The sequence below is a fragment of the Streptomyces sp. TG1A-8 genome (genome assembly GCF_030499535.1).
Taxonomy (GTDB): Bacteria; Actinomycetota; Actinomycetes; order Streptomycetales; family Streptomycetaceae; genus Streptomyces.
The window spans coordinates 3,594,359-3,617,902 of the sequence record NZ_JASTLB010000001.1; the positions used below are offsets into that span (position 1 = coordinate 3,594,359).

At 68.8% G+C, this 23,544-nt stretch carries 23 protein-coding genes, 1 tRNA gene and 1 pseudogene; 13 read left to right on the forward strand and 12 right to left on the reverse strand.

The window, feature by feature from the left end; genetic code table 11:
* Positions 1 to 54: 54 nt before the first annotated feature.
* The 3 genes and pseudogenes from QQY24_RS15530 to pdhA all read right to left on the reverse strand — a co-directional run bounded on the left by QQY24_RS15530 (position 55) and on the right by pdhA (position 3,675).
* A pseudogene (locus QQY24_RS15530) lies at positions 55 to 1,511 on the reverse strand (dihydrolipoamide acetyltransferase family protein).
* Positions 1,511 to 2,515, reverse strand: coding sequence for an alpha-ketoacid dehydrogenase subunit beta (locus tag QQY24_RS15535; RefSeq protein ID WP_301973280.1), 1,005 nt, complete (start codon positions 2,513 to 2,515; stop codon positions 1,511 to 1,513). The pseudogene QQY24_RS15530 and the gene QQY24_RS15535 overlap by 1 nt, the downstream one beginning before the upstream one ends.
* Complete coding sequence (gene pdhA, locus QQY24_RS15540; RefSeq protein ID WP_301973281.1) at positions 2,512 to 3,675, reverse strand: pyruvate dehydrogenase (acetyl-transferring) E1 component subunit alpha; 1,164 nt, start codon at positions 3,673 to 3,675, stop codon at positions 2,512 to 2,514. Before pdhA ends, QQY24_RS15535 begins: the two co-directional genes overlap by 4 nt.
* A gap of 190 nt (positions 3,676 to 3,865) precedes the next feature.
* Between pdhA and QQY24_RS15545 the strand changes: the two genes are divergently transcribed.
* The gene (locus tag QQY24_RS15545) at positions 3,866 to 4,348 is read left to right on the forward strand and encodes an Lrp/AsnC family transcriptional regulator (protein ID WP_301976260.1); all 483 of its coding nucleotides are present in this window, start codon (positions 3,866 to 3,868) and stop codon (positions 4,346 to 4,348) included.
* 16 nt (positions 4,349 to 4,364) lie between these two features.
* On the opposite strand, the gene QQY24_RS15550 is transcribed toward QQY24_RS15545, so the two are convergent.
* Both QQY24_RS15550 and QQY24_RS15555 read right to left on the reverse strand, forming a co-directional pair.
* Positions 4,365 to 4,952, reverse strand: a complete 588-nt coding sequence (locus tag QQY24_RS15550) for a TetR/AcrR family transcriptional regulator (RefSeq protein ID WP_301973282.1) — start codon at positions 4,950 to 4,952, stop codon at positions 4,365 to 4,367.
* Positions 4,949 to 6,463 (reverse strand): 3-hydroxyacyl-CoA dehydrogenase, encoded by a 1,515-nt coding sequence (locus tag QQY24_RS15555; protein ID WP_301973283.1) that lies wholly within the window; start codon positions 6,461 to 6,463, stop codon positions 4,949 to 4,951. Before QQY24_RS15555 ends, QQY24_RS15550 begins: the two co-directional genes overlap by 4 nt.
* Positions 6,464 to 6,623: 160 nt before the next feature.
* Here QQY24_RS15555 and paaN point away from each other — a divergent pair, with 160 nt between their 5' ends.
* On the forward strand, positions 6,624 to 8,315 hold the full coding sequence (gene paaN / locus QQY24_RS15560; RefSeq protein WP_301973284.1) for a phenylacetic acid degradation protein PaaN: 1,692 nt from the start codon (positions 6,624 to 6,626) through the stop codon (positions 8,313 to 8,315).
* A 33-nt stretch (positions 8,316 to 8,348) separates the two neighbouring features.
* Here paaN and QQY24_RS15565 read toward each other — a convergent pair whose 3' ends face one another.
* The 6 genes from QQY24_RS15565 to QQY24_RS15590 all read right to left on the reverse strand — a co-directional run bounded on the left by QQY24_RS15565 (position 8,349) and on the right by QQY24_RS15590 (position 13,083).
* Entirely contained in the window at positions 8,349 to 9,098 is a 750-nt protein-coding gene (locus QQY24_RS15565; protein WP_301973285.1) for an RNA methyltransferase, read from the reverse strand.
* Positions 9,095 to 10,348, reverse strand: a complete 1,254-nt coding sequence (locus tag QQY24_RS15570; RefSeq protein ID WP_301973286.1) for an HTTM domain-containing protein — start codon at positions 10,346 to 10,348, stop codon at positions 9,095 to 9,097. Before QQY24_RS15570 ends, QQY24_RS15565 begins: the two co-directional genes overlap by 4 nt.
* Positions 10,345 to 11,265: a DUF5819 family protein gene (locus QQY24_RS15575; protein ID WP_301973287.1), complete on the reverse strand. Its 921-nt coding sequence runs from the start codon at positions 11,263 to 11,265 to the stop codon at positions 10,345 to 10,347. The genes QQY24_RS15570 and QQY24_RS15575 overlap by 4 nt, the downstream gene beginning before the upstream one ends.
* Positions 11,266 to 11,429: 164 nt before the next feature.
* Positions 11,430 to 11,759 (reverse strand): rhodanese-like domain-containing protein, encoded by a 330-nt coding sequence (locus tag QQY24_RS15580; protein ID WP_301976261.1) that lies wholly within the window; start codon positions 11,757 to 11,759, stop codon positions 11,430 to 11,432.
* A 50-nt stretch (positions 11,760 to 11,809) separates the two neighbouring features.
* Positions 11,810 to 12,622 (reverse strand): J domain-containing protein, encoded by an 813-nt coding sequence (locus tag QQY24_RS15585; protein ID WP_301973288.1) that lies wholly within the window; start codon positions 12,620 to 12,622, stop codon positions 11,810 to 11,812.
* A gap of 86 nt (positions 12,623 to 12,708) precedes the next feature.
* Positions 12,709 to 13,083 carry a DUF2252 family protein gene (locus QQY24_RS15590; protein WP_367658047.1) on the reverse strand — a complete coding sequence of 125 codons (375 nt, stop codon included), beginning with the start codon at positions 13,081 to 13,083 and terminating at the stop codon, positions 12,709 to 12,711.
* Here QQY24_RS15590 and QQY24_RS15595 point away from each other — a divergent pair.
* From QQY24_RS15595 to QQY24_RS15615, 5 genes are all read left to right on the forward strand, one after another.
* A complete protein-coding gene (locus tag QQY24_RS15595; protein WP_301973289.1) occupies positions 13,074 to 14,843 on the forward strand; it encodes a recombinase family protein in 1,770 nt (589 codons plus the stop codon). The two genes, QQY24_RS15590 and QQY24_RS15595, sit on opposite strands and share 10 nt — an antisense overlap.
* A 434-nt stretch (positions 14,844 to 15,277) precedes the next feature.
* A tRNA-Lys gene (locus QQY24_RS15600) sits at positions 15,278 to 15,350 on the forward strand.
* A gap of 123 nt (positions 15,351 to 15,473) precedes the next feature.
* Positions 15,474 to 15,821, forward strand: a complete 348-nt coding sequence (locus QQY24_RS15605) for an HNH endonuclease (protein WP_301973290.1) — start codon at positions 15,474 to 15,476, stop codon at positions 15,819 to 15,821.
* Between the two features lie 200 nt (positions 15,822 to 16,021).
* Positions 16,022 to 16,462 carry a phage terminase small subunit P27 family gene (locus QQY24_RS15610; protein ID WP_301973291.1) on the forward strand — a complete coding sequence of 147 codons (441 nt, stop codon included), beginning with the start codon at positions 16,022 to 16,024 and terminating at the stop codon, positions 16,460 to 16,462.
* Positions 16,463 to 16,473: 11 nt separating this feature from the next.
* Positions 16,474 to 18,036 (forward strand): terminase large subunit, encoded by a 1,563-nt coding sequence (locus tag QQY24_RS15615; RefSeq protein ID WP_301973292.1) that lies wholly within the window; start codon positions 16,474 to 16,476, stop codon positions 18,034 to 18,036.
* Positions 18,037 to 18,086: 50 nt separating this feature from the next.
* Here QQY24_RS15615 and QQY24_RS15620 read toward each other — a convergent pair whose 3' ends face one another.
* The gene (locus QQY24_RS15620) at positions 18,087 to 18,302 is read right to left on the reverse strand and encodes a hypothetical protein (RefSeq protein WP_301973293.1); all 216 of its coding nucleotides are present in this window, start codon (positions 18,300 to 18,302) and stop codon (positions 18,087 to 18,089) included.
* A gap of 171 nt (positions 18,303 to 18,473) precedes the next feature.
* Between QQY24_RS15620 and QQY24_RS15625 the strand changes: the two genes are divergently transcribed.
* From QQY24_RS15625 to QQY24_RS15650, 6 genes are all read left to right on the forward strand, one after another.
* Positions 18,474 to 19,817: a phage portal protein gene (locus QQY24_RS15625; protein ID WP_301973294.1), complete on the forward strand. Its 1,344-nt coding sequence runs from the start codon at positions 18,474 to 18,476 to the stop codon at positions 19,815 to 19,817.
* Positions 19,810 to 20,460, forward strand: coding sequence for an HK97 family phage prohead protease (locus QQY24_RS15630; RefSeq protein ID WP_301973295.1), 651 nt, complete (start codon positions 19,810 to 19,812; stop codon positions 20,458 to 20,460). The genes QQY24_RS15625 and QQY24_RS15630 overlap by 8 nt, the downstream gene beginning before the upstream one ends.
* Positions 20,461 to 20,462: 2 nt before the next feature.
* On the forward strand, positions 20,463 to 21,665 hold the full coding sequence (locus QQY24_RS15635; RefSeq protein WP_301973296.1) for a phage major capsid protein: 1,203 nt from the start codon (positions 20,463 to 20,465) through the stop codon (positions 21,663 to 21,665).
* Positions 21,666 to 21,735: 70 nt separating this feature from the next.
* A complete protein-coding gene (locus QQY24_RS15640) occupies positions 21,736 to 22,104 on the forward strand; it encodes a hypothetical protein (protein ID WP_301973297.1) in 369 nt (122 codons plus the stop codon).
* Positions 22,105 to 22,122: 18 nt separating this feature from the next.
* Positions 22,123 to 22,545: a hypothetical protein gene (locus tag QQY24_RS15645; RefSeq protein WP_301973298.1), complete on the forward strand. Its 423-nt coding sequence runs from the start codon at positions 22,123 to 22,125 to the stop codon at positions 22,543 to 22,545.
* 14 nt (positions 22,546 to 22,559) lie between these two features.
* On the forward strand, positions 22,560 to 23,543 hold the full coding sequence (locus tag QQY24_RS15650) for a phage tail tube protein (protein ID WP_301973299.1): 984 nt from the start codon (positions 22,560 to 22,562) through the stop codon (positions 23,541 to 23,543).
* Position 23,544: the final 1 nt, after the last annotated feature.

A 23,544-nucleotide genomic window follows, 5' to 3' on the forward strand; every position in this document is an offset into this window, starting at 1 on the left:
GAGTATGTCCTGCCGGAGTCGCCCGCGGACGGTGCCCGGGCCACGGGGCGCACGTCACAGGGTGCGCAGCAGCACCGCCGGCTGTTCGACGCAGTCCGCCACGTACCGCAGGAAGCCGCCCGCCGTGCCGCCGTCGCACACGCGGTGGTCGAAGGTGAGGGAGAGCTGCACGACCTGGCGCACCGCCAGTTCGCCCTCGTGCACCCACGGCTTGGGGACGATGCGGCCGACGCCGAGCATGGCGGCCTCGGGGTGGTTGATGATCGGGGTGGAGCCGTCGACGCCGAACACCCCGTAGTTGTTCAGCGTGAAGGTGCCGCCGGTCAGGTCCCCGGGGGTCAGCGTTCCGGTCCGGGCCGCCTCGGTGAGCCGGGCGAACTCGGCGGTCAGCGACTCGGCGTCGCGCGCGTGGGCGTCCCGGACGACGGGCACGACCAGTCCGCGCTCGGTCTGGGCCGCGAACCCGAGGTGGACGTGGTCCAGCCGGACGATCTCGCGGGCCTCGGCGTCGACGCGGGAGTTCAGCTCCGGGTACCGGGCGAGGGCGGCGGTGCAGATGCGGGCGAGCAGCGCGAGCAGGGAGATCCTCGCTCCGCCGGCCGCGTTCATGGCGGCCCGCGCGCCCATGAGCCCGGTGGCGTCGGCGTCGACCCAGCAGGTGGCGTCCGGGATCTCCCGGCGGCTGCGGGAGAGCTTGTCGGCGACGGCACCGCGCACGTCCTTGAGGGGGGTGCGCGAGCCCGCGGCACCGGAAGCCGGAGCGTGCGCGGGGGCGGGGGCGACCGGGGCGGGGGCCGCCGGGGCGGGTGCCTCGGCCGTTCGGCCGCTCACCGCCCCGGCCCGCAGCGCGTCCTCGACGTCCGCGCGCAGGATCAGTCCCTCCGGGCCCGAGCCCACCAGGGCGCGCAGGTCCACGCCGTTGTCGCGGGCGAGCCTGCGCACCAGCGGGGAGATGACGGGGACGGGGCCCTCGGCGTGGGTCCCGCCCGCGGGGGCGGCGGCCGTCCCGGCCGGGGCCGGGGCGGCGGCCCCCGCGACGGCCCGGGACGCACCGCCCGGGGCCGGCGCCGCGCCGGCCCCGGCCCCGCCGTCCGCCGTCCCCCGCTCCGCGCGGGGGCGGGCCGTTCCGTTCGCCGTGCCCGTGCCCACCGGTGCCGGACGCACCCTGCGGCGGCGCGCCGGCGCCTCGGAGGTGCCGTAGCCGACCAGGACGTTGCCCGATCCCCCGCCGTCCCCGCCGTCCCCCCGTCCCCGGCGGGGGCGCCGGGGCCCACGGCCACCGTCAGCAGCGGGGCGCCGACGGGCAGCTCCGTGCCCTCCTCGCCGAAGCGCGCGGTGACCACGCCGCCGTAGGGGCAGGGCACCTCGACCATCGCCTTGGCCGTCTCGACCTCGACGACCGGCTGGTCGACGGCGACGACGTCGCCCACCTGCACCAGCCAGCGGACGATCTCCGCCTCGGTGAGTCCCTCACCGAGGTCGGGGAGCTTGAACTCCAGTACCTGTGCCATCAGCCCTCGGCCTCCCACTGCAGGCGCGCCACGGCGTCCAGGATGCGGTCGACGCCGGGCAGGTGGTGCCGCTCCAGCATGGGCGGCGGGTAGGGGAGGTCGAAGCCGGCCACGCGCAGCACCGGTGCCTCCAGGTGGTGGAAGCAGCGCTCGGTGATCCGGGCCGCGATCTCGCCGCCCGGCCCGCCGAACCCGGTCGACTCGTGCACGACGACCGCCCGTCCGGTGCGCCGTACGGACGCGCAGACCGTCTCGTCGTCGAAGGGCACCAGGGAGCGCAGGTCGACCACCTCCAGGTCCCAGCCCTCCGCCCGGGCGGCCTCGGCGGCCTCCAGGCAGACCGGCACGGAGGGGCCGTAGGTGACGAGCGTGGCGCTGCGGCCCGCGCGCCGGACCACGGCCCGCCCGATGGGCTCCACGTCCACGGGGTGCTCGGGGTTCCAGGAGTCCTTCGACCAGTACAGCCGCTTGGGCTCCAGGAAGACCACCGGGTCGTCGGAGGCGATGGCCCGGCGCAGCAGTCCGTAGGCGTCGGCGACGGTCGCGGGCGTGACCACGTGCAGGCCCGGGGTCGCCATGTAGTAGGCCTCGGAGGAGTCGCTGTGGTGCTCGACGCCGCCGATGCCGCCGCCGTAGGGCACGCGGACGGTGATCGGCAGGGGCATCCTCCCGCGCGTGCGGTTGCGCATCCGGGAGACGTGGCTGACCAGTTGCTCGAACGCCGGGTAGGCGAACGCGTCGAACTGCATCTCCACCACCGGGCGCAGGCCGTACATGGCCATGCCGACGGCGGTGCCGAGGATGCCGGCCTCGGCGAGCGGGGTGTCGGTGCAGCGGTCCTCGCCGAACTCCTTGGCGAGGCCGTCGGTGACGCGGAAGACACCGCCGAGGGTGCCGACGTCCTCACCCATGACGTGCACGGCGGGGTCGGCGGCCATCGCGTCGCGCAACGCGCGCGTGAGGGCCTGGGCCATGGTGGCGGGCTTGACGGCGACGGTGGTCATCGGTCGTCGCCTTCCCGGTGGGCGGGGCCGTCCGCGTCCTCGTGCTCGGCCTCCAGTTCGGCGCGCAGCAGGGCGCGCTGTTCGCGCAGTTGCGCGGTGGGCTCGGCGTAGACGTGGTCGAAGAGGGCCATGGGGTCGGTTCCGGGGTCCTGGTTCATGCGCTCGCGCAGGTCGGCGGCCATCGCCTCGGCGTCCTGCCGGGCGGCCTCGACGCCGGCCTCGTCGAGCAGGCCGCGCGCGGTCAGCTCGCGCTCCAGCAGCTGGACGGGGTCGTGGGCGCGCCAGGCCGCGACCTCGGCGTCGCCGCGGTAGCGGGTGGCGTCGTCGGCGTTGGTGTGGGCGTCGATGCGGTACGTCACCGCCTCCACCAGCGTCGGCCCGCCGCCCGCGCGCGCGTGGCGCACCGCGTCGCCGAGCACCTGGTGCACGGCGACGGCGTCGTTGCCGTCGACCAGCCGGCCCGGCATGCCGTAGCCGACGGCCTTGTGGGCCAGGGAGGGCGCGGCGGTCTGCTTGTCCAGCGGGACGGAGATGGCGAAGCCGTTGTTCTGCACCAGGAAGACGACCGGCGCCCGCCAGACGGCGGCGAAGTTCATCGCCTCGTGGAAGTCGCCCTCGCTGGTGCCGCCGTCGCCGACCATGGCGAGCGCGACCACGTCGTCGCCCTTGAGGCGGGCGGCGTGCGCGAGGCCGACGGCGTGCGGGAGCTGGGTGGCCAGCGGGGTGCTCAGCGGGGCCACGCGGTGGGCGCGGGGGTCGTAGCCGTTGTGCCAGTCGCCGCGCAGCAGGGTGAGGGCCTCGACGGGGTCCACGCCCCGGGCGACGACGGCGAGGGTGTCGCGGTAGCTGGGGAAGAGCCAGTCGCGCTCCTCCAGGACCAGCGCGGCGGCGACCTCGCAGGCCTCCTGGCCGGTGCTGGAGGGGTAGACGGCGAGACGGCCCTGCTTGGTGAGGGCGGTGGCCTGGACGTTGTAGCGGCGGCCGCGCACCAGGTGGCCGTAGAGCCGGCGCAGCAGGTCCGGGTCGGTCCCGGCGGCCGCCCCGGTGCCGAGGACGCGGTGGGGCTCGGCGTCGGGCAGCAGCGGCGCGGGGTCCATACGGGGCTGCCAGGCGGGCGGCGGCGACGGCCGGTACGCGCCCCGCTGCTCCAGAACCGTCATGACGGCACCTCCTCGTGGGAGCGGCTACGGGAGGCGCGTCGGCTGTGACCCGCCTCACCTACCGATTGTTCGGTCGTCGGCACAGTTTGGCTACGGGGCCCGTCAGGCTGTGGACAAACGGTTCTCCACAGCCTGCAATGAACGCAGAGCGTCCACGGCGGTGAGGCGGGGGGACATGGGGCCTGAACAAATGGCCGGAGGAGCGGACGACCGGGCCGTGCCGCCGCCGCGTCCGCTGGACGGCGTCGACCAGGACATCCTGGTGATCCTCCAGGCGGACGGGCGCGCCTCGATACGGTCCGTCGCCGAACGCGTCCACGTCTCCCGCGCCAACGCCTACGCCCGGATCAACCGCCTGGTCGAGGACGGGGTGATCCGGGGTTTCGGCGCGCGCGTCGATCACGAGCGGGCCGGGCACGGCACGTCGGCCTACATCACCCTCAAGATCGTCCAGAACACCTGGCGCACGGTCCGCGAGCAGCTCAGGAAGTTGCCCGGGGCCGCCCACATCGCCCTCGTGGGCGGTGACTTCGACGTCCTGCTGCTGGTGCACACCCCCGACAACAGGACGCTGCGCGAGGTGGTGCTGACCCGGCTCCAGGCGATCCCCGAGGTGCTGAGCACGCGCACGCTGCTGGTGTTCGAGGAGGAGGACGTGGAGCCGCAGGCCTGACGGCGCCGGAGCGGGCTCAGCCGCGCCGCAGGCCCGAGAAGACGAGCTGGACGACCGCGTCGGCCACCTCCCGGCCGCTCGCCCCGCGCACGTCCGGCCGGTACCACTCCACGATGGAGTTGATCATGCCGAACACCAGCCGGGTCGCCAGCCGCACCTCCACGTCGTCGCGTATGTCCCCGTCGGCCGCCGCCGCCTTCAGCAGCGCGGCCACCTCGTGGTCGAAGTCGCGGCGCCGCTCCAGCGCCCAGCGCTCGGTGGCGGTGTTGCCGCGCACGCGCAGCAGCAGCGTCACGTAGGGCAGCTCGGCGGTGAGGACCTCCACCATGCGCCGCACCACGTGCTCCAGCCGTTCGGCGGGCCGCCCCGCACGCGCCCGCTCCTCCTCCAGGATGGCGAACAGGCCGTCCAGCGCACGGCTGACGGCCCGGCGCAGCAGCTCCTCCTTGCCGCTGACGTGGTGGTAGATGGACGACTTGGAGATGCCGGCCGCCTTGGACAGGTGCTCCATGGAGGTGCCGTCGTAGCCGCGCTCGATGAAGACCTGGACGGCGACGGAGAGCAGCGACTCGGGGGTGTACGTGTCTCGCCTGGCGCTGGTCACGAGGAGCTCTCCCGCTTGTCCGTGGCGTACGCGTGGCGGTAGAGCGCGAGAGACGGCGCGTACCGGCCGGAGGGGTCGCGCAGGTGCAGGTCGTCCAGGAGCTCGTAGGCGAAGCCGCGGCCGAGCCTGCGGTCCCACTCGAAGGGGCCGAGCGGGTAGTTGACGCCCAGTCGCATCGCGGTGTCGACGTCCTCCTCGGTGGCCACGCCCTTGGCGACGGCGTCGTGCGCGAGGTCGATGATCCGGGCGACGGTACGGGCGACGATCATGCCGGGGACGTCGCCGATGACGCTGACCTCCTTGCCGAGCGCCTGGAAGAGGCCGATCGCCTCGGCGAGGGTCCGCGGGGCGGTGTCCTGGGAGGCGGACAGGGCGATCCGGGTGGCCCGGCGGTAGTCGAGGGCGAGGTCGAAGTAGACGACGTCGCGGAACTCCGCGGAGGTCTGGCCGTCGGCCAGGACGAGCTGGCCGCCGCTCGGCAGCACCAGCCGGGTGCCCTGGTCCTCGTCCTCCTCCCGGAGCGGGATGCCCGCCTCGCGGATCATCGCGAGCAGCTCGGCGGCCGGCCCGAGACCGCCCTCGGCGACGACGTGGGCGGGCGGCCGCTCCTGCTCGGCGGTGTGCGGCTCGGGGCGCTCGGCGCCCTCGGCGTGGTCGTACCAGCCGTGCCCGGACTTGCGGCCGAGGCGCCCGGACTCGACCAGGCGCCGCTGGGCCAGGGAGGGCGTGAAGCGGACGTCCTGGAAGAAGGACTGCCACACCGAGTGGGTGACGGACTCGTTGACGTCCTGGCCGATGAGGTCGGTCAGTTCGAACGCGCCCATCCGGAAGCCGCCCGACTCGCGCAGGACCGCGTCGATGGTGGCCGGGTCGGCGGCCTGGGCCTCGTGGACGGCGAAGGCTTCGGCGTAGAAGGGCCGGGCGATGCGGTTGACGATGAAGCCGGGGGTGTCCGCGCAGGCCACCGGGGTCTTGCCCCAGGCACGGGCGGTCTCGTACGCGCGCGTGGCCGACGTGACGTCGGTGGCGAACCCGGAGACGACCTCGACCAGCGGCAGCAGGGGGGCCGGGTTGAAGAAGTGCAGGCCCACGAAGCGCCCCGGGTGGCGCAGGGCGCCGCCGATGGCCGTCACCGACAGGGACGAGGTGTTGGTGGCGAGCAGGCAGTCCTCGGCGACGACCCCCTCCAGCTCGCCGAAGAGCTGCCGCTTGACGTCCAGCCGCTCCACGACGGCCTCGACGACGAGCGCGCAGTCCGCCAGCTCCGCGAGTCCCGCGGCGGGCCGGAGCCGGGCGCGGGCCGCGTCCCGGTCGGCGGCGGTGAGCCGGTCCTTGGCCACGAGCCGGTCGAGACGGGCGCAGATCGCCTCCACCGCGTCCCGGGCGCGCCCGGGAACCGCGTCGTGGAGCCGCACGGGGTGGCCGGCGACCAGCGCGACCTGGGCGATGCCCTGGCCCATGGTGCCGGTGCCGACGACGGCCACGGGGCCGCTGGGGTCGAGTGCTGTCATGAGCGCGATCCTCCCGCACGGGGTTGTCCACGGATGCGGTGGACCCCCTTGTACCGACCGATCGTTCGGTTACTCTAGCTCTGACCGCCCGATCCCGCTGCCTTCATTGCCAGGTCAATGAACCCGACGGGGAGTTCACCAGACGAGGAGTTGGTCCCGCATGGCCGCCGAACTGACCGCCCACGAGCTGATCGCCGAGCACCGGCCCACTCTCGACCAGGCCCTGGAAGCGATCCGCACGCGCGCCTACTGGTCCCCGCACCCCGAGCACCCCAAGGCCTACGGGGAGCACGGCAGCCTCGACGCGGCGGCGGGCAGGGCCGCGTTCGACGCCCTGCTCGGCACCCGCGTGGACCTCGGCCAGCCCGGTACGGACGACTGGGTGGGCGGCGAGGTCTCGCCGTACGGCGTCGAGCTGGGCGTCACCTACCCGCACGCGGACCTGGACGTGCTGCTGCCCGCGATGGGGGCCGGACAGCGCGCGTGGCGCGACGCGGGCCCGGAGGTCCGCGCGGTGGTCTGCCTGGAGATCCTCAAGCGGATCAGCGACCGGACCCACGAGTTCGCGCACGCGGTCATGCACACCAGCGGCCAGGCCTTCATGATGGCGTTCCAGGCGGGCGGCCCGCACGCCCAGGACCGCGGCCTGGAGGCGGTGGCGTACGCCTACGCGGAGCAGGTCCGCACGCCCGGCACGGCGGAGTGGACCAAGCCGCAGGGCAAGCGCGACCCGCTCGTGCTGGACAAGCGCTTCACCCCGGTGCCGCGCGGCATCGGCCTGGTCATCGGCTGCAACACCTTCCCGACGTGGAACGGCTACCCGGGTCTGTTCGCCTCGCTGGCCACCGGCAACGCGGTCCTGGTCAAGCCGCACCCGCGCGCGGTGCTGCCGCTCGCGCTCACCGTGCGGGTCGCCCGGGACGTGCTCGCCGAGGCCGGTTTCGACGCCAACCTGGTCGCGCTGGCCGCCGAGCGCCCGGGCGAGGGCATCGCTAAGACCCTCGCCACCCGCCCCGAGATCCGGATCATCGACTACACCGGCTCCACGTCCTTCGGTGACTGGCTGGAGGCCAACGCCCGCCAGGCGCAGGTCTACACGGAGAAGGCCGGCGTCAACACGGTGATCGTGGAGTCCACCGGCGACTACCGCGGCATGCTGGCCAACCTGGCCTTCTCGCTGTCCCTGTACAGCGGCCAGATGTGCACCACCCCGCAGAACCTGCTCATCCCGCGCGCCGGCATCCGCACCGACCAGGGCGCCAAGACCTTCGACGAGGTGACCGCCGACCTCGCCCGCGCGGTCGACGGCCTGCTCGGTGACGACGCCCGGGCGAACGCGCTGCTGGGTGCCATCGTCAACCCGGACGTGAAGGCCCGCCTGGAGGCGGCCGCCGGTCTCGGCGAGGTCGCCCTCGCCTCCCGGGAGGTGGCCAACCCCGAGTTCCCGGACGCGGTCGTGCGCACGCCGGTCATCGTCAAGCTCGACGGTGCCAAGCCGGACGACGAGGCCGCCTGCATGAGCGAGTGCTTCGGCCCCGTCTCCTTCGCCGTCGCGGTCGACTCGGTGACCGACGCGGTGGAGCTGCTGCGGCGCACGGTCCGCGAGAAGGGCGCGATGACGGTCGGCGCGTACACCACCGACGACGAGGTCGAGCGGGCGATCGAGGAGGTCTGCCTGGACGAGGCCGCCCAGCTGTCGCTCAACCTGACCGGCGGGGTGTACGTGAACCAGACCGCCGCCTTCTCCGACTTCCACGGCTCGGGCGGCAACCCGGCGGCGAACGCGGCCCTGTGCGACGCCGCGTTCGTGGCCAACCGCTTCCGCGTGGTGGAGGTCCGCCGCGAGGCGTAGGCCCGGCGCCCGGCCCGCGGGCACCGGCCCGGCTCAGGAGGGTGCGCCCCCGGTGGCGCTCCAGTGGTACAGCGTCATGGCCACGCTGGTGGCCAGGTTGTAGCTGGAGACCTGTGGGCGCATCGGCAGCGCCAGCAGGTGGTCCGCGCGTGCGCGCAGTTCCGCCGACAGGCCGCTGCGCTCCGAGCCGAACGCCAGCACGGCGTCGTCGGGCAGCTTGGCGCCCCGGATGTCGTCGCCCTCCGGGTCGAGGGCGAACAGCGGCCCGGCCGGCAGTTCCTCCACGCCGAGCCGCTCCACGGCGGTCGCGAAGTGCAGTCCCGCCCCGCCGCGCACCACCGTGGGGTGCCAGGGGTCGAGCGTGCCCGTGGTGATCACCCCGGTCGCCCCGAAACCGGCGGCCAGCCGGATCACGGCGCCCGCGTTGCCGAGGTTGCGCGGGTTGTCGAGGACCACGACGGGCGCGGTGCGGGGCAGCCGGGCCAGCGCCCGCAGCCGGGCCTCCCGGGGGGGCCGTATGGCCAGGGCGGCCACCCCGGTCGGATGGGGGCGCGGCACCAGGGAGGCGTACGTCGCCTCGGGCACCTCGGTCAGCAGCGCGTCCAGGGTGTCCCTGACGTCCGCGGCCAGTTCCCCGGCCAGGGCGAGCGCCGCCCGCCGGTCGGTGGTGACCGCCACCGGCACCTCGGCGCCGAAGCGCAGGGCGTGCTTGAGGGCGTGGAAGCCGTCGAGCAGCACCAGGGCGTCCGCCGACTCGCGCCAGCGGGTCACGGGAGCGGTCATGCCGTGAACCCTACGCGGCCCGGCGCGCTCTCCTCCGGGGAGCGCGGCGTCGGCAGCGTACGGTCCTGCCCGCCCCCGGGCCCGCGGCGCACCAGCCGTCCCCGCGCGCGTGCCGTCCAGCCGCCCAGCCGCCGCAGGAAGGACGTGGGCAGGAAGACCGCGTCCGCCGCGATCATGGCCAGCGAGAAGAACGGCAGGCCGAGGACCACCGCGATGACGGCGTGCTCGGTCATCATCAGCACCAGCAGCACGTTCTTGACCCGGCGGTTGAACAGCGTGAACGGGAAGGCGACCTGCACCATGACCGTGCCGTAGGTCACCACCATCATGATCGTGCCGCTGGCGGACATCAGGTCGGCGAGCGCCGGCCAGGGCGAGAAGTAGTCCAGGTGGAGCGGGTAGTAGACGGCGGTGCCGTCCTGCCAGCGCGAACCCTGGATCTTGTACCAGCCGGCCGTGGCGTAGATCAGGCAGGCCTCCCCCATGATCACGAGCAGGGCGCCGTTGTGCACGGCGTTCGCGATCACGTCCAGCAGGATCCGGGGCTCGTCCGACTTCGCCCAGCGTCCCACCGCCCACCACAGGCCGAGTACCGCCCACACCGTCCACAGCAGGAGGGGCACCACCGAACCGGTGTCGAACCGGCCCGCCAGTGACACGGCCAGCAGGGCCGCCCCGGACACCAGCCACAGCACCACGCCGGCCGGGTCGGCCGCGGCCCGGTCCCCCCGCGCCCGCGCCGCCGCGTTCCCCGACGCCCGCCGGGCGTCGAGCGACCACACCTGGCCGCACCGGGTGAACACCAGGTAGAAGGACATCAGGTGCAGGACGTTGTCGCCGCCGTCGCCCATGAACACGCTGCGGTTCTGCAGCGACAGCACGCCCACCATGAACAGCACGGAGGCCGTCCGGGTGCGCCAGCCCAGCAGCAGCGCCACGGCGGCGAGGACCGCCAGCACGTAGAAGCACTCGAACCAGGCCTGTCCGCGGAACCACAGCAGGGCCGTGAACGCGTGGTTGTCCGAGATCAGCCGCTGTGCGAGGGACCAGTCCCAGGGGCCGTCGGGGCCGTACAGCTCCTGGCGGTGGGGGAACTCGCGCAGCAGGAACAGCAGCCAGGTCGCGGCGAAGCCGATGCGGATCACCGCGCTCTGGTACCGGCCGAGCGCCGACCCGGTGACCCGGGCGACGCCGTGCCGGAGCGTCGTCGGGGAGGAGGGGTTCGCGGACTGGTTCACGGGACGGTTCACCGCACGCCTCCCGCGGCCTCGCCGGCCGGTACGGTCCACCAGGGCAGTACGCGGTAGACCGGCTTGCCGGAGATCCGCTCACCGCTCCACTTCGGCGGCTGCACGCCGGTGGTCACGGAACGCACCTGCACGCGCTGTATGAGCCCCGTGCCGCCGTCCGTGCCGTCCCGGTCCAGGCGCATCAGCGCGATCCGGCGCACGTACTGCTCGGAGAGCGCGCCGCGCGTGCCCACCGGACGGTTGCCGGCGTCGTGCGTGGCGACGAAGAAGTCCCAGGCACGGCGCAGCTCGTTCTGCTCGGTGTGGCTGGGCAGCGGACTGCCGTCGATGGCGGCACCGTCCTCGGCGGACAGGTCGTCCCAGCCGGTGGTGCGCAGGCCGCCGTCCTCCAGGCGCACCTCGGCGCGCACCTGGACGGCGATGTTCTGCTGCAGCGGGTTGGGGGCGAACAGCTTCCAGTTCTGCTCGAACTCCGGATACACCCAGTCCTCGATCGCCTTGCCGTGCTGCTTGGTCACCGTGTTCGACGGGGCCACGCTCAGGAACACCATCCCCAGGTGCACACAGGCGGCGACGGCGACGACCGCGAGCGCCACGGCGGCGCCGACCTGGTAGCGGGGGGAGAGGAGGACCAGGCCGGTGCGGGGAAAGGGGTGCCCGGCGCCCTCCTCCGGACCTGGTTCGGGACCGTGGGCCGGGTCTGGTTCAGGGCCGTGGGCCGCCGGGTCGGGGCCGTGGGCCGGGCCGGGCTCGGGGCCGGATCCGGGATCATGCGCCGGGCCGGATTCCGGGCCGGACCGCGGACCGGCGATCGGGCCGCTGCCCGGTCCCTCCTCCGGACCGCCCCGCGGGCGACGCGCCCCCCGCGACCCGTCCGGCTCCCGCCGGGCGGGCGAGTCCTCGTCGTACGCGTCCATTCCGCCCCGATCCCCGTTTCCGCTTCCGTCGTACGGCCACCCGCCGCGGGTGCCGCGTGCACCGCGGGCGCCGCTGTCCGGCACCCGCACGGAACGGTACTCAGCCCCGCCCTCCGGGCGCAGCCCCGGGGAACCGCGAAGTCGCGGGACGGGAGGCGGGCGGGCTAGACGATCGTGCCCGGCGTCCCGTCGTCGGTGACCACCCGGCGGCCCACGGCCTCCCAGACCTGCATGCCGCCGTCGACGTTCACGGCGTCGACGCCCTGCTGGACGAGGTACACGGCCACCTGGGCCGAACGGCCCCCGGAGCGGCAGATCACGTGGACGCGGCCGTCCTGCGGGGCTGCCCCGGTCAACTCGCCGTAGCGGGCCACGAACTCGCTCATGGGGATGTGCAGCGCCCCCTCGGCGTGGCCCGCCTTCCACTCCTCGTCCTCGCGGACGTCCAGCAGGAAGTCGCCGTCCTTGAGGTCCGCGACCCCGACCGTGGGCACACCAGCTCCGAAAGTCATGCCCCCGACGCTACCGGAAGAGCGGCGCTCCGCTAGTCCCGTCCCCGCAGGTCCGCCAGCTCCGTCTCCCGCCGGACGATGTCGGCCCGGAGCCTGCCGGCGATCTCCTCCAGGAGGCCGTCGGGGTCGTCCGGGGCCAGGCGCAGCATGCCGGCGACCGCGCCCTCCTCCAGTTCGCGGGCGACGAGGGTCAGCAGTTCCTTGCGCTGGGCGAGCCATTCGAGGCGGGCGTACAGCTCCTCGCCTCGGCCGGGGCGCCGCTGCGGCGGTACGGGGCCCGCCGCCCACTCCTCGGCCAGTTCCCTGAGCAGGGTCTCGTCGCCGCGGGCGTAGGCGTCGTTGACGCGGGTGATGAACTCCTCGCGCCGCTGCTGCTCGTCCTCGTCCTGCGCGAGGTCGGGGTGGGCCTTGCGGGCCAGCTCGCGGTAGAGCTTGCGGGCCTCCTCGCCGGGGCGCACCCGCCGGGGCGGCCGCACCGGCTGGTCGGTGAGCATCGCGGCGGCCTCCGGGAACAGGCCGTGGCCGTCCATCCAGCCGTGCAGCAGCTCCTCGACGCCCGGGATCGGCAGGACCCGGGCCCGGGCCTCCTCGGCGCGGCGGACGTCCTCGGGGTCGCCGGTGCGGGCGGCCAGGGCCTCGGCGATCTCGGCGTCGAGCAGCTCGATGCGGACGTACAGCGGGCCGAGCTTCTGATCGTGCAGCCGGGAGAAGTTCTCGACCTCGACGCGGAAGGTCTCCACCGCGATCTCGTACTCGATCAACGCCTGCTCGGCGGCCCGCACGGCCCGCTCCAGCCGCTCCTCGGGCCGCGGTGCCTGGGACTGCTCAGCTTCCGGGGTCGTCACCCGACCAGCCTAGGCCACCGGCCCACCGCCCCCGGCTCCCGGCGGCGGCTCCCGCCCCGCCGGCGTGCTCCGGGCCACCGGCGCCCTCACACCCCCGTCTCCGCCGCGATCCGCCCCGACCGCACCGCCGCCACCAGGCGGGCGTGGTCCGCCTCCGTGCGGTCGGCGTAGGCGACGGCGAAGCCGGACACCGCTTCGTCCAGCTCCCCGTTCTTGCCGCAGTAGCCGGCGATCAGGCGGGGGTCGGCGCTGTGGGCGTGGGCCCGGGCCAGCAGGGCGCCGGTCATGCGGCCGTAGTCGTCCATCTGGTCGGCGGCGAGCGCGGCCGGGTCGACGCTGCCCTTGCGGTTGCGGAACTGGCGCACCTGGAAGGGCCGTCCGTCGACCGTCGTCCAGCCCAGCAGGCAAACAACTACACGACATAGGTGGGTCTGAGCTAGGATCATGTCCCATGCGGACAGACACGTTGGTCACGGCAACTGAGGTTGCCGCCGGAAGGAAACCCATGCGACGAGCCGTGATCTACGCACGGCAGTCGGAAGCCCGGAAAGACAAGAGCGAAGGCAGCACGGTCACTCAGTTCAATGAAGCCACAGCGCTCATTGACCGGACCGAAGACCTGAAACTCACTGAGGTATACGAAGACCTTGATTTCTCCGCCTTTACGGGCGAAGAACGGCCCGCGTTTGAGCGCATGTTGAAAGACGCTCGTGCAGGGCTAATCGACGTAATCGTAGTCTCGTACGTCAGCCGGCTGAGCCGACAAGAGCCAAAAGACGCGCTTCCCGTGATCCTGGAATTGCAGCGTCTCGGAGTCCAGTTCATCAGCGTTTACGAAGGCCCCGTCACTGACGATCTCATTGGACTCGTAACGCTTCTCATGCGCCTGAATTCGGCGTACGAAGAGAGCAGGAACAAGAGCCTTGCCGTAAGCGGCACGAAGCGCACTCTCAAGGCAGCCGGCGGGTTTGTCGGTGGCGTTCCGCCATTCGGTTTCAGCACGGAGACGAAGCGCGTTGACAACCTGACGATCCGCGTTCTCGTCCCGGAGCCTGACGAAGTCAAGGTGATTCAGGATGTGGTGGACCGCATCTTGAAGTACAAGGACGTTCCGTACGTCCCCGGAAAGCCTCACCCCGGATCACTCACGGGCGTGTGCGCGTGGCTCAACGAAACCGGTGTACCTACGCGGGGAATCGAGTCACACGCGAAGCGCGGGATTGCCGCCCCTTCGTGGAAGGTGACCACTCTCCGCCGCGTGCTCACTGACCCGCGTCTCATGGGGCACCAAACGGAACCCATGTACGAGACCGTTCCCAAGAAGGACGGTAAGGGGACATGGAAAAAGCGGATCGGGTACCGCAGCGTTCGGGACGAGAAGGGGCGTCCCGTGATCTCTCACAAGCCGATCGTTGACCCGATCCGGTACCACGAGCTACAGAAGTGCCTTGCCATTGCCAAGGAGACGAGCGCGCCAAAGGGAACGTCCCTGACGCGCGGTGACTCGCTCCTGTCCGCGCTGGGGGTGCTCTTCTGCGAAGGCGCGCACACCATGTGCAAGCAGGCCGGCAAGACCGCTGCAATGACGACCTACACATGTCAGCGCAAGAAGGGGGTCACGAGCACGCACGAAGGCACCGTTGCCGTACTCCGTGACCGGCTGGACAAGTACGTTGCCGAGCGGATCTTGAAGCGGCTCAACGCGCTGGACTACGAAGACCCCGACGACATTGCCCTTCTCGTGGAAGCCACGCAACGCTTCACCGCGAAGCACGCCGCTCCGGACGTGGCAGCCGAGAAGCACGACGTGACGATCGAACGAGCAGACTACAAGGCCGCGCTTGCTGAGCTGTGGGACGACTTCGACGCGGGTGTCTACAAGGGCACCATGGGGCGTGACCGGTTCATCAAGAAGCGCGACGACCTTGAGGCAGCCATTCAGCGCTGTGACGAGCGTCTGACGGAGCTTGAGGGCAAGGTTCCGACGCTCGTGAGCCCGAAGGTCTGGACGGAGACAAAGGAACCCGGCGGGGACATGACCGGGGAAGGCTCGTGGTGGTACAGCGCGTCCATGACCGACCGGCGCGACTTCGTAACGCTCTTCGTGGACAAGATCGTTGTTGCGAAGGCTCCGAACTTCGGCACCGGGTACGAGCCCGTTCCGATTGAAGAGCGCGTCAAGATCACATGGGCGAAGCCGAAGGAAGGCAGCGCGAAGTAACGAGCACAGCGGGAAGGGGGCCGATCCTTCGGGGTCGGTCCTCTTTTTCTGCCTTCAACTCGTTAGTTAGCCTAACTAGTATACCGTTCCGTGACACTCCCTACACGAGCCCCCTGGGGAATCCCCTGCCTGACCTGGGCTTGTGCACTAGTGCAGTTTTGCACTTGATCTTGATAACACCATAGAAAAGCTATAGAGAAACCGTAGGAGCTTGCAAATCTGCAAACCTGCACCCTGCCCGCTGTTAGCCGGCGGACCACAGCAACCCCCGCGCCGGAATCCCCTCCGCTCTAGGGAATCCCTTTAGCTCTAGTAAGGGTGAGCCGGAAGAGGTAACGCGCACCCTTCCACACCGAACATGGCGGTCAGAACCCACCGGCTCACGGTGCCCTGTGTGCTCCCCGGCCTCTTCCCGGGTTGTAGCCCCGGGCTTCGCTTCCGTAGCTCAGTTGGAAGAGCGGCCGGCTCTTAACCGGCTTGTCGGTGGTTCGAGTCCATCCGGAAGCACAGCGCGTCAGGAACGGCACGAGTTGCGTATAGCGGTCGGGTGCCCATGGCAGGGGTGAAGCGGTTCGCCTGCCCACTCTCAAGAGTAGGTAGGGGGGTGTCCCCGGGAAGGGGGTACCCCCTATGCGTACACGGTGTCTTGAGTGCCGAGAGTGGGCTACCCACAGCGGCAGGTGTGCGGTACACCATGCGCACTACGCGGCACGGAGAAGCGTTCAGTCACATGCGAAGCGACGTGAGGCTATAGCCCGTGGCAACAATGCTGCGGCCCGTCTCCGTAAGGCTGTGCGTAAGGCTGTGGCTGGGCAGTGCGCTAACTGCCTTCGCGTGTTCCTGCCTTCTCAGGTGGACATTGACCACGTGCTCCCCCTTGCTCGTGGTGGTGAGGACATTGACAGCAACGTTCAAGTGCTGTGCAAGTCATGCCACAAGACGAAGACCGCAATGGACTTCGGCAAGCGCCCCTTCTAGGGAGGGGGAGAGCGGTCCGAAAGTTCGGAGGGTTACCCTCTAGCGATCCCGGCCCCAGCTCGGCAAACGCGCGCTAGGTGCATGGCCGTTTTTGCCTGAGCGTGACTGCCGCTTACCTGGGGTGACAATCCGAATGCCCCACTTTATACCCGCCACGAAGGCACCCGCTAAGGGGGATGAACGCTCCGTTAGGGGGTGCCATGAGCCACGCTAAGAGCCCTGAGCTACGCACCGGGAACGCCAACTACGCCGCTGAGGCTGAGGCACCGATTGTGTACGAAGGTCGTGCTCCCCGTGCTCCGGGTCACCTGAGTTCCACGGGCAAGGAGATTTGGCGCGCTGTCTGGCAAGCCGGCTCCGGTGCCTACTCCCCCGACACTGACCGCAACCTGATTCTTCGGTATGCGGAACTGTACGACCGACGCTCTCAGCTCCTTGACGCTGTGGACGCTGACGGTCTCATGACGATTGGCAGCACGGGTCAGCCGGTGGTTCACCCGGCAATGCGGTACGTCGAGAGCACGGAGAAGGAACTTCGCGCTATCGAGACCGTCATTGGATTCACGCCCGAAGCGCGTATGCGTCTCGGCATCGTGGCTGCCGAAGCCCGCAAGGTTCAGGCGGGACCCGAAGACTTCTGAGGCGGTGACCGGTGGGCAAGATTGATCCGGTCATCTCTCGGCACATTCCCGCTGACGCGCCGTTCTCTTCTGAGGGGTACCGCGTAGCGAAGTGGATTGAAGAGTTCTGCTACCTGACCGGCTCGTTCGCCGGCCAACGCTTCAAGCTCCTGCCGTGGCAGCGTGAACTACTCGTTGACGCGTACCGGCTTGAGCAAGACGCGTTTGGGCAGTGGAAGCGCAAGCACAGAATGGCAGTCGTGTGCATTGCCCGTAAGAACGGGAAGAGCACGATTGCGGCAGCCATCATGCTTTACCACCTGATTGCCGATCGGGCCGACGCACAACGTCAGGTGATCGCTGCGGCGAATGACCGCAATCAGGCGCGCATGGTTTTCGACGCGGCGAAGCAGATGGTCAACGCGTCCCCGAAGCTCAGCGCCGTATGCGATGTGCAGCGCGACATTATCCGGTACAAGGACAACACGTACCGGGTCGTGAGCGCGGACGCTGGACGGCAACAGGGCTTGAACCCGTGCGCGGTCTCGTTGGATGAGTACGCGTTCAGCAAGAACGCCGACTTGTTCGACGCGCTCACGCTGGGGTCCGCCGCTCGTAACCAACCCATGACGTGGGTTGTATCGACCGCCGGCCCTGATCCTGACGGACCGTTCGCCGCGCTGTGCGAGACCGGTGAGCGTGTGAACTCCGGTGAGGTCAACGACCCCACCTTGTTCTATCGCTCGTGGGGTCCGCGCATCGGTGACACCGTTGACCACCTTGACCCCGAAGTGTGGAAGGCGTGTAACCCGTCTTACGAGATCCTGAATGAAGACGACTTCAAGGCTGCCGCTCAGCGGTCAACCGAAGCGTCGTTCCGGATCTACCGGCTTTCTCAGTTCGTCCGTGGCGCGTCTACGTGGCTGCCTCACGGGCTGTGGGACAGCCTTGCGGGTGAGGACAACCTTCTACCCGGGCAAGCCGTTGTGTTGGGCTTTGATGGCTCGTGGAAGGGTGACAGCACAGCGCTCGTCGCCTGCCGCGTGGAAGACCTACGGGTGTTCGTGGTCGGCCACTGGGAAGCGCCTCAGGGTGACGCACATTGGCGCGTGCCCATGCCCGACGTGCGTGAGGCACTGCGGGAAGCGTTGGCGACGTACAAGGTCGTGAACCTTGTCGCTGACCCGTACCGCTGGGAAGAGACCCTTGAGAATCTTGAGGCTGAGGGTTACCCGGTAGAAGCCTTCCCGACGAACTCACTTGCCCGCATGGTGCCTGCCACTCAGGCCGTGTACGACGCGGCTCGTGACGGTCGGATGAGCCACGACGGTAACCCGTCCCTTGCCCGGCACATCGGAAACGCCGTGATCCGTGAAGACGCTCGTGGTGCCCGCATCACGAAAGAACACGCGTCCAGCCGGCGAAAGATTGACCTTGCCGTTGCCATGATCCTTGCCGTTCACGGCGCTGTGATGTGGCGCGAAGACAACGGGGCGTATGTCGAGACTGCCATTTGGGCAGCCGGAGAAGACGAGACCGGAGCGCTTATCTACGTCGGTCCACCGGGCTCCGAAGGCGCGTTTGACGATCTGTAAGCACAGCGAAGCCCCCAGGGGAAACCTGGGGGCTCAGCGCTTTTGCTTGCTCAGACGGACGCGTGCGCCTTGTCGTGTCCCTTCGGCTTCGTGCAGTAGACGAATTCGCCGCTGAAGCGAAGGAGCTTCTGACCGCACGGCTCTGACTCAACGGCGGGCTCCGCGCCGAACGTGGTAAACGGCTTACCGCTTCCTTCACAGACACCGAACGCGGGAACCTGCTTGCGCCGACCCGGCTCGTCGTTCGCCTTGAAGTGCTTCCGCATCGTTCCATTTTTCTTAACCGGACCGAACCACATGCAGTAGTTACAGCGCTCACGGTGAATGTTCGACATTGCCGCCCCTCACTTCGTCGGCCCGTCCGACGCAAGAGCAGTTAACCACTAAGTGCGCGCGCGCACAACCTACTCTCAAGAGTAGGCAGGAAGGGGGACCCGGTGGGTTTCTGGTCAGACCTGATCCGCCCGAAGGAGACCCCGACTGAGTCACGCGAATGGGTGCCGTATGACCCCACGCTGTACGGCACCCTGACCGCTGCTTCCGGTGAGCGGGTGACCGCTTCCGACGCGCTACAGGTGAGTGCGGTCTTCGGCTGTGTCCGCCTTCTGTCGGAGACGATTGCCACGCTGCCCGTTGCCACGTACACGAAGCGTGGTGGGTCTCAGCGCGCGATCACGTCCCCTGATTGGCTGGACTACCCGAACGCGGAGCCCGGGGGCATGGGCAGGATTGACATTCTGTCTCAGGCCGTTCTCAGCCTTCTGCTTGACGGGAACGCGTACCTTGCCGTTCGTTGGCAGGGTCCGAACATCGTGGGGCTTGACGTGCTTGACCCTACGTCCATCGTGCCTCACATGGTCATGGTGGACGGTCAGCGTCGCAAGGTATTTGAAGCTTTCGATATTGACGACGACGGCAACGAAGTCGCTCTTGGGTGGTTCACGCCCCGGGACATTCTCCATATCCCTGGGATGATGCTGCCGGGTGAGTTCGCCGGCTGTAGCCCGATCACGTACGCGCGTGAGTCCATCGGTCTCGCTCTCGCTGCACAGAAGTACGGCAGCAAGTTCTTTGCGAACGGCGCTGTCCCCGGTGCTGTGGTGGAAGTCCCCGGGACCATGTCCGAAGAGGGCTTGAAGCGTGCGCGTGAAGCGTGGCGCGTAGCCAACACAGGCGTTGACAATGCTCACCGCGTAGCGCTTCTCACCGAAGGCGCGAAGTTCTCCAAGGTGGCCATGAGCCCCGACGAAGCACAGTTCTTGCAGACGCGACAGTTTCAGGTTCCTGAGATTGCGCGCATCTTCGGTGTTCCGCCGCACCTGATCAGCGACGCTACGAACTCCACTTCGTGGGGCTCCGGTCTCGCTGAACAGAACATCGCGTTCAGCATGTTCTCTCTGCGCCCGTGGCTTGAGCGCATTGAGGCAGGGTTCACGCGCCTTCTGTACGCGGAGACTGCCGACCGCTTCCGGTTCGTCAAGTTCGACCTTGACGAGATTAAGCGCGGTGCTCCGAAGGAACGCATGGAACTGTACTCACTCGGCTTGCAGAACGGCATTTACAGCATTGACGAAGTGCGCGCTGCCGAAAACCTTCCCCCGCTGCCGAACGGCAAGGGTGAGGGGTACCGCGTCCCGCTCAACCTTGAGGACGTAACGGCGGACAAGCCGGAGCCTGAGCCGGCCGTTCAGCCCCCTGCCATCGAACCACCGGCCGAAGACGAGCCGGACGAAGAGAAGCCGGACGAAGAGCCGGCTACCGAAGGGGGTACGGATGACTGACCTTGAGCGCCGGTTTGCGGTCAGCCCACCGGAAGAGCGGAAGGCGGACAACGGCGAGATCGTCATGCGTGGTTACGCCTACCGCTTCAACGAGCTGAGTCACGACCTGGGCGGGTTCCGAGAGCGGATCGTTCCCGGTGCCGGGGCTCCGTCGCTGCGGCAGAACGACGTTCTTGCCACGTTTAACCACAACGTCAATGCCCTTCTTGGGCGGACGGGTGCGGGGACGCTCCGGGTTGGCGAAGACCGCGAAGGCGGTTGGTACGAGATTGATCTTCCCGACACCACGACCGGCCGTGACGTTGCCACTCTCCTCAAGCGCGGTGACCTTCGCGGTAGCTCTTTCACCTTCCGTGTGCTGGACGGTGGGCAGCGTCGGGCAGACGACGACCCTGAGACCGGTCTTCCGGTTCGGGAGATCACGGCCATGGACGTTGCCGAAGTCGGACCGGTGGTGAACCCGGCTTACCCAACCACTCAGGCAGCGCTTCGGTCTGTCGAACAGGCGCTAGGCATTGGGGACTTCGCTCCCCCTCCGCCCGAACCCGAAGAGCGAAACGACCCGCCGGCTTCCGACACGGAGCCGGTTTCTTATTTCAACGAGCGTGCACTTCTCCGCGCGCTCAGTAAGGACGGTGTCTGAACATGGACGCTAAGACCCTGAGCGCCAACTTTGAGGCGCGTGAGCGTGCGACCCACGAGCTTCGGGCGCTGACCGACGAGTTCGCCGGCAAGGACATGACCGCTGAGGCACGCGAGAAGGAGACGAACCTTCTGACTGCCATTGCGGACTTTGACGGTCGGATCAAGCGCGGTGTTGACGCTCTCGCTGCGACCGAGAATGTCACTTCTCTCATGCAGGGGCTCAAGGGCTCCGGCAGCAAGAAGGGGACTCAGGACAAGCTTGCCGACGCTTCGGCTCAGCTCCGGTCCCTGGGTGGCGCTGACGGGTTCGGCAAGTCGCTTGAGTTCCGCGCTGAGCCGGGGGACGTTGAGACTCGTACCGTTGACCGTCCGTCCAACCCGAACGTGCTGACCCGGACCCTGTACGGCCAGCTTCTCGCTCAGGCCGTTGAGCGCAGCACGATTATGCGCAACGGTGCGAGCATCGTGACCACGTCCAGCGGTGAGCCGATTGACTTCACGGTTGTCACCGGTCGCGCGTCCGCTTCCATCGTGGGCGAGAACGGGAACATTCCGGAGTCTGAGCCGGCCACGATTCAGGTTTCTGTGGGCGCTTACAAGTACGCGTACGCGTCCACCGTGTCCAGTGAGTTCATTGCCGATCAGGCACTTGACCTTATCGGCTTCCTTGTCGGTGACGCGGGTCCGGCCATTGGTGACGGTATGGGTCGTCACTTCCTGACCGGCACCGGTACGGGTCAGCCGAAGGGCATTTTCACTTCTGCCCCCGCTGCCACTGCCGGCTTCACCCTCACGTCCCCGGACGGTGAGGTTGCCGACGCGCTCATTGACCTGAGCTACGAGCTGACTCAGTCCTACCGCCGTGACGCGAAGTACGTTGTGGCCGACAAGACTGCCGCGCTCATGCGCAAGCTCAAGGACGCGAACGGTCAGTACCTTTGGGCTTCCGGTCTCGTGGCCGGCGCTCCCGACACCTTCAACGGCAAGACGGTCCTGACCGACGACGGCGTTCCGGCGACGAAGGTTCTGTTCGGTGACCTGAGCAAGTACCGCGTCCGCCTTGCCGGCCCCCTCCGCGTTGAGCGGTCGGTTGATTACAAGTTCCTGAACGATCAGGTCGTGTACCGGTTCATCCAGCGTGCGGACGGTCTCCTTGTGGACGAGCGTTCCGCAAAGGTTCTGACCATTGGCGCGGGTGCCTGATCCCGCTTGACGGGAAGGGGTCAGCCCACTCTCAAGAGTAGGTTGCCCCCTTCCCCGCTGAGGGGTGCGCATGGCATACGCCGACATTGCAGAGCTTCGCGCGCTGAACGGGTTGGAAGATACAGCCCTGTTCAGTGACGCGCTTCTGTCCGAAGCGATTGACTTCGCGGTTGAAACCGTTGAGGTCTACTGCGGGCAGAAGTGGGACACCGTGGACAACCCGACTCCGGAAATTATCCGGTGGTGCGTGCGCACGATCGCGCGTCAGTACGTCCTTGACACGGTGTCCCGCATTCCTGATCGCGCGCTTCAACTTCAATCCGAATTCGGCAGCATTCAGCTTGCTCAAGCCGGGGGCTCGTTCCGTCCGACTTCACTGCCGGAAGTGAATGCGAAGCTGAATCTGTACCGCGCGCGATTGCCGTTCATTTTTATGTAGGGGGACAGCGTGGCGTTCATGTTTGACACGAAGTCCGCGCTGTTCGACCGACTCAAGGCTTCGGTTCCGGCCGGAGTCCAGTGCACCTATGCCGAGACCGGTGACAACTCCCGGCGGCAACAGGTGTGGCTAGGCGCGACCACTGACGACGACCTTGCGTCAGCCGGCATGAGAGAAGGCCGGAAGCCTACGAACGTCACGGGTTACGTGGAAGTTCACGCGGTAGTGATTTCCCCCGGCAATCCCATTGACGCTGAGCGCGGCGTGTACGTGCTGCGGGACAGCATCACGGAGGCGTGCGCCACGGTGGACAGAGCGACCGTCACGGGGCTCGTAGACCTTCGGCCGGAGTCAGCCTCAGTCGAGACTTCCGAGACGACTGACGGAGCGTTCAGCGCTCTCACAGTCCGCGTCCGCGTTCGTGGTCGCGTCTATCAGTAGAAGGGGGCGCAAGCATGGCGCTTGACGCAAGCATTGGCATTGGACAGGAAGCCACGTACGGCACGCTGTCCACCACCGTTGAGGGTTACGAAGGCCACGCCGACTCGTGGAAGACGACCCGTGAGTTCGTTGAGTCGGTGGGCTTCCGCGCCGGTATGCAGACTGCACGCGCCGACCGCCGAAACATCGTGAACATGGGTGGCGAAGGCGAGATTGAGATTGACGTTCTGGACGCTGGGGCGGGTTCTCTCTTCGCTGCCGCGTTCGACAAGGCCACCGTGACGAGCAACGGTGACGGCACGCGCACGTGGGTTTTTGAGACTTCATCTGACATGCTGTCCCCTTCGTTCTCGGCTCAGATGGTTCGTCCCACCGTGGACGGCACGAAGGTTGCGTATAAGCACCTGGGCTGTGTCGCCACTGAGTGGGAACTGACCGCTGAGACCGAAGAGGCGTGCGTTCTCACGGTCAGCTTTGATTTCCGGGACGTGACCCACTCCAAGAACGCGGCTGACATTGTCGCGCCCGTGTATCCCGCTGAGGCATATGCGTACGACTGGACGCGCACGAGCATTGCCCTGAGTCGGAACGGCAGCGCGGTACCGCTCAACGCGACGAAGCTTGATCTGTCCGGGGACCGTGGCCTGAATGTGGACCGTCGCTTTCTGCGGGGGAACGCGCTCAAGGAGAAGCCCGTTCGCAACGCCATGCCGACTTACGAAGGCAGCCTTGAAGGTGAGTTCTCGGTTGACTCGCTGGGGCTGTACGAAGCCTTCGTTGCGGGTGAGCTGTGCGGGCTCACGGTCAACATGGCCGGTCTGATTCCGAGCACTTCGCTCAAGGTGGAAGCGCCGGCCGTTCAGTTCACCGGGGAGTCCCCCGAAGCGTCCGTAGACGAGCTGACCGTTCACAACCTGCCGTTCCGAATCCTTGACCCCGGTAACGGCACTGCCGCAATCAAGGTCACGTACACGGAGCCGGAGCCGGCCACGCCGTAAG

What these genes read in the sequence shown, in the direction of transcription:
- QQY24_RS15535 (WP_301973280.1), bottom strand. Translation starts at nt 2,515, where the DNA reads ATGACCACCGTCGCCGTCAAGCCCGCCACCATGGCCCAGGCCCTCACG.
- pdhA (WP_301973281.1), bottom strand. Translation starts at nt 3,675, where the DNA reads ATGACGGTTCTGGAGCAGCGGGGCGCGTACCGGCCGTCGCCGCCGCCC.
- QQY24_RS15545 (WP_301976260.1), top strand. Translation starts at nt 3,866, where the DNA reads ATGGCCGGAGGAGCGGACGACCGGGCCGTGCCGCCGCCGCGTCCGCTG.
- QQY24_RS15555 (WP_301973283.1), bottom strand. Translation starts at nt 6,463, where the DNA reads ATGACAGCACTCGACCCCAGCGGCCCCGTGGCCGTCGTCGGCACCGGC.
- paaN (WP_301973284.1), top strand. Translation starts at nt 6,624, where the DNA reads ATGGCCGCCGAACTGACCGCCCACGAGCTGATCGCCGAGCACCGGCCC.
- QQY24_RS15565 (WP_301973285.1), bottom strand. Translation starts at nt 9,098, where the DNA reads ATGACCGCTCCCGTGACCCGCTGGCGCGAGTCGGCGGACGCCCTGGTG.
- QQY24_RS15575 (WP_301973287.1), bottom strand. Translation starts at nt 11,265, where the DNA reads ATGGACGCGTACGACGAGGACTCGCCCGCCCGGCGGGAGCCGGACGGG.
- QQY24_RS15595 (WP_301973289.1), top strand. Translation starts at nt 13,074, where the DNA reads ATGCGGACAGACACGTTGGTCACGGCAACTGAGGTTGCCGCCGGAAGG.
- QQY24_RS15605 (WP_301973290.1), top strand. Translation starts at nt 15,474, where the DNA reads ATGCGTACACGGTGTCTTGAGTGCCGAGAGTGGGCTACCCACAGCGGC.
- QQY24_RS15610 (WP_301973291.1), top strand. Translation starts at nt 16,022, where the DNA reads ATGAGCCACGCTAAGAGCCCTGAGCTACGCACCGGGAACGCCAACTAC.
- QQY24_RS15620 (WP_301973293.1), bottom strand. Translation starts at nt 18,302, where the DNA reads ATGCGGAAGCACTTCAAGGCGAACGACGAGCCGGGTCGGCGCAAGCAG.
- QQY24_RS15630 (WP_301973295.1), top strand. Translation starts at nt 19,810, where the DNA reads ATGACTGACCTTGAGCGCCGGTTTGCGGTCAGCCCACCGGAAGAGCGG.
- QQY24_RS15635 (WP_301973296.1), top strand. Translation starts at nt 20,463, where the DNA reads ATGGACGCTAAGACCCTGAGCGCCAACTTTGAGGCGCGTGAGCGTGCG.
- QQY24_RS15640 (WP_301973297.1), top strand. Translation starts at nt 21,736, where the DNA reads ATGGCATACGCCGACATTGCAGAGCTTCGCGCGCTGAACGGGTTGGAA.
- QQY24_RS15645 (WP_301973298.1), top strand. Translation starts at nt 22,123, where the DNA reads ATGTTTGACACGAAGTCCGCGCTGTTCGACCGACTCAAGGCTTCGGTT.
- QQY24_RS15650 (WP_301973299.1), top strand. Translation starts at nt 22,560, where the DNA reads ATGGCGCTTGACGCAAGCATTGGCATTGGACAGGAAGCCACGTACGGC.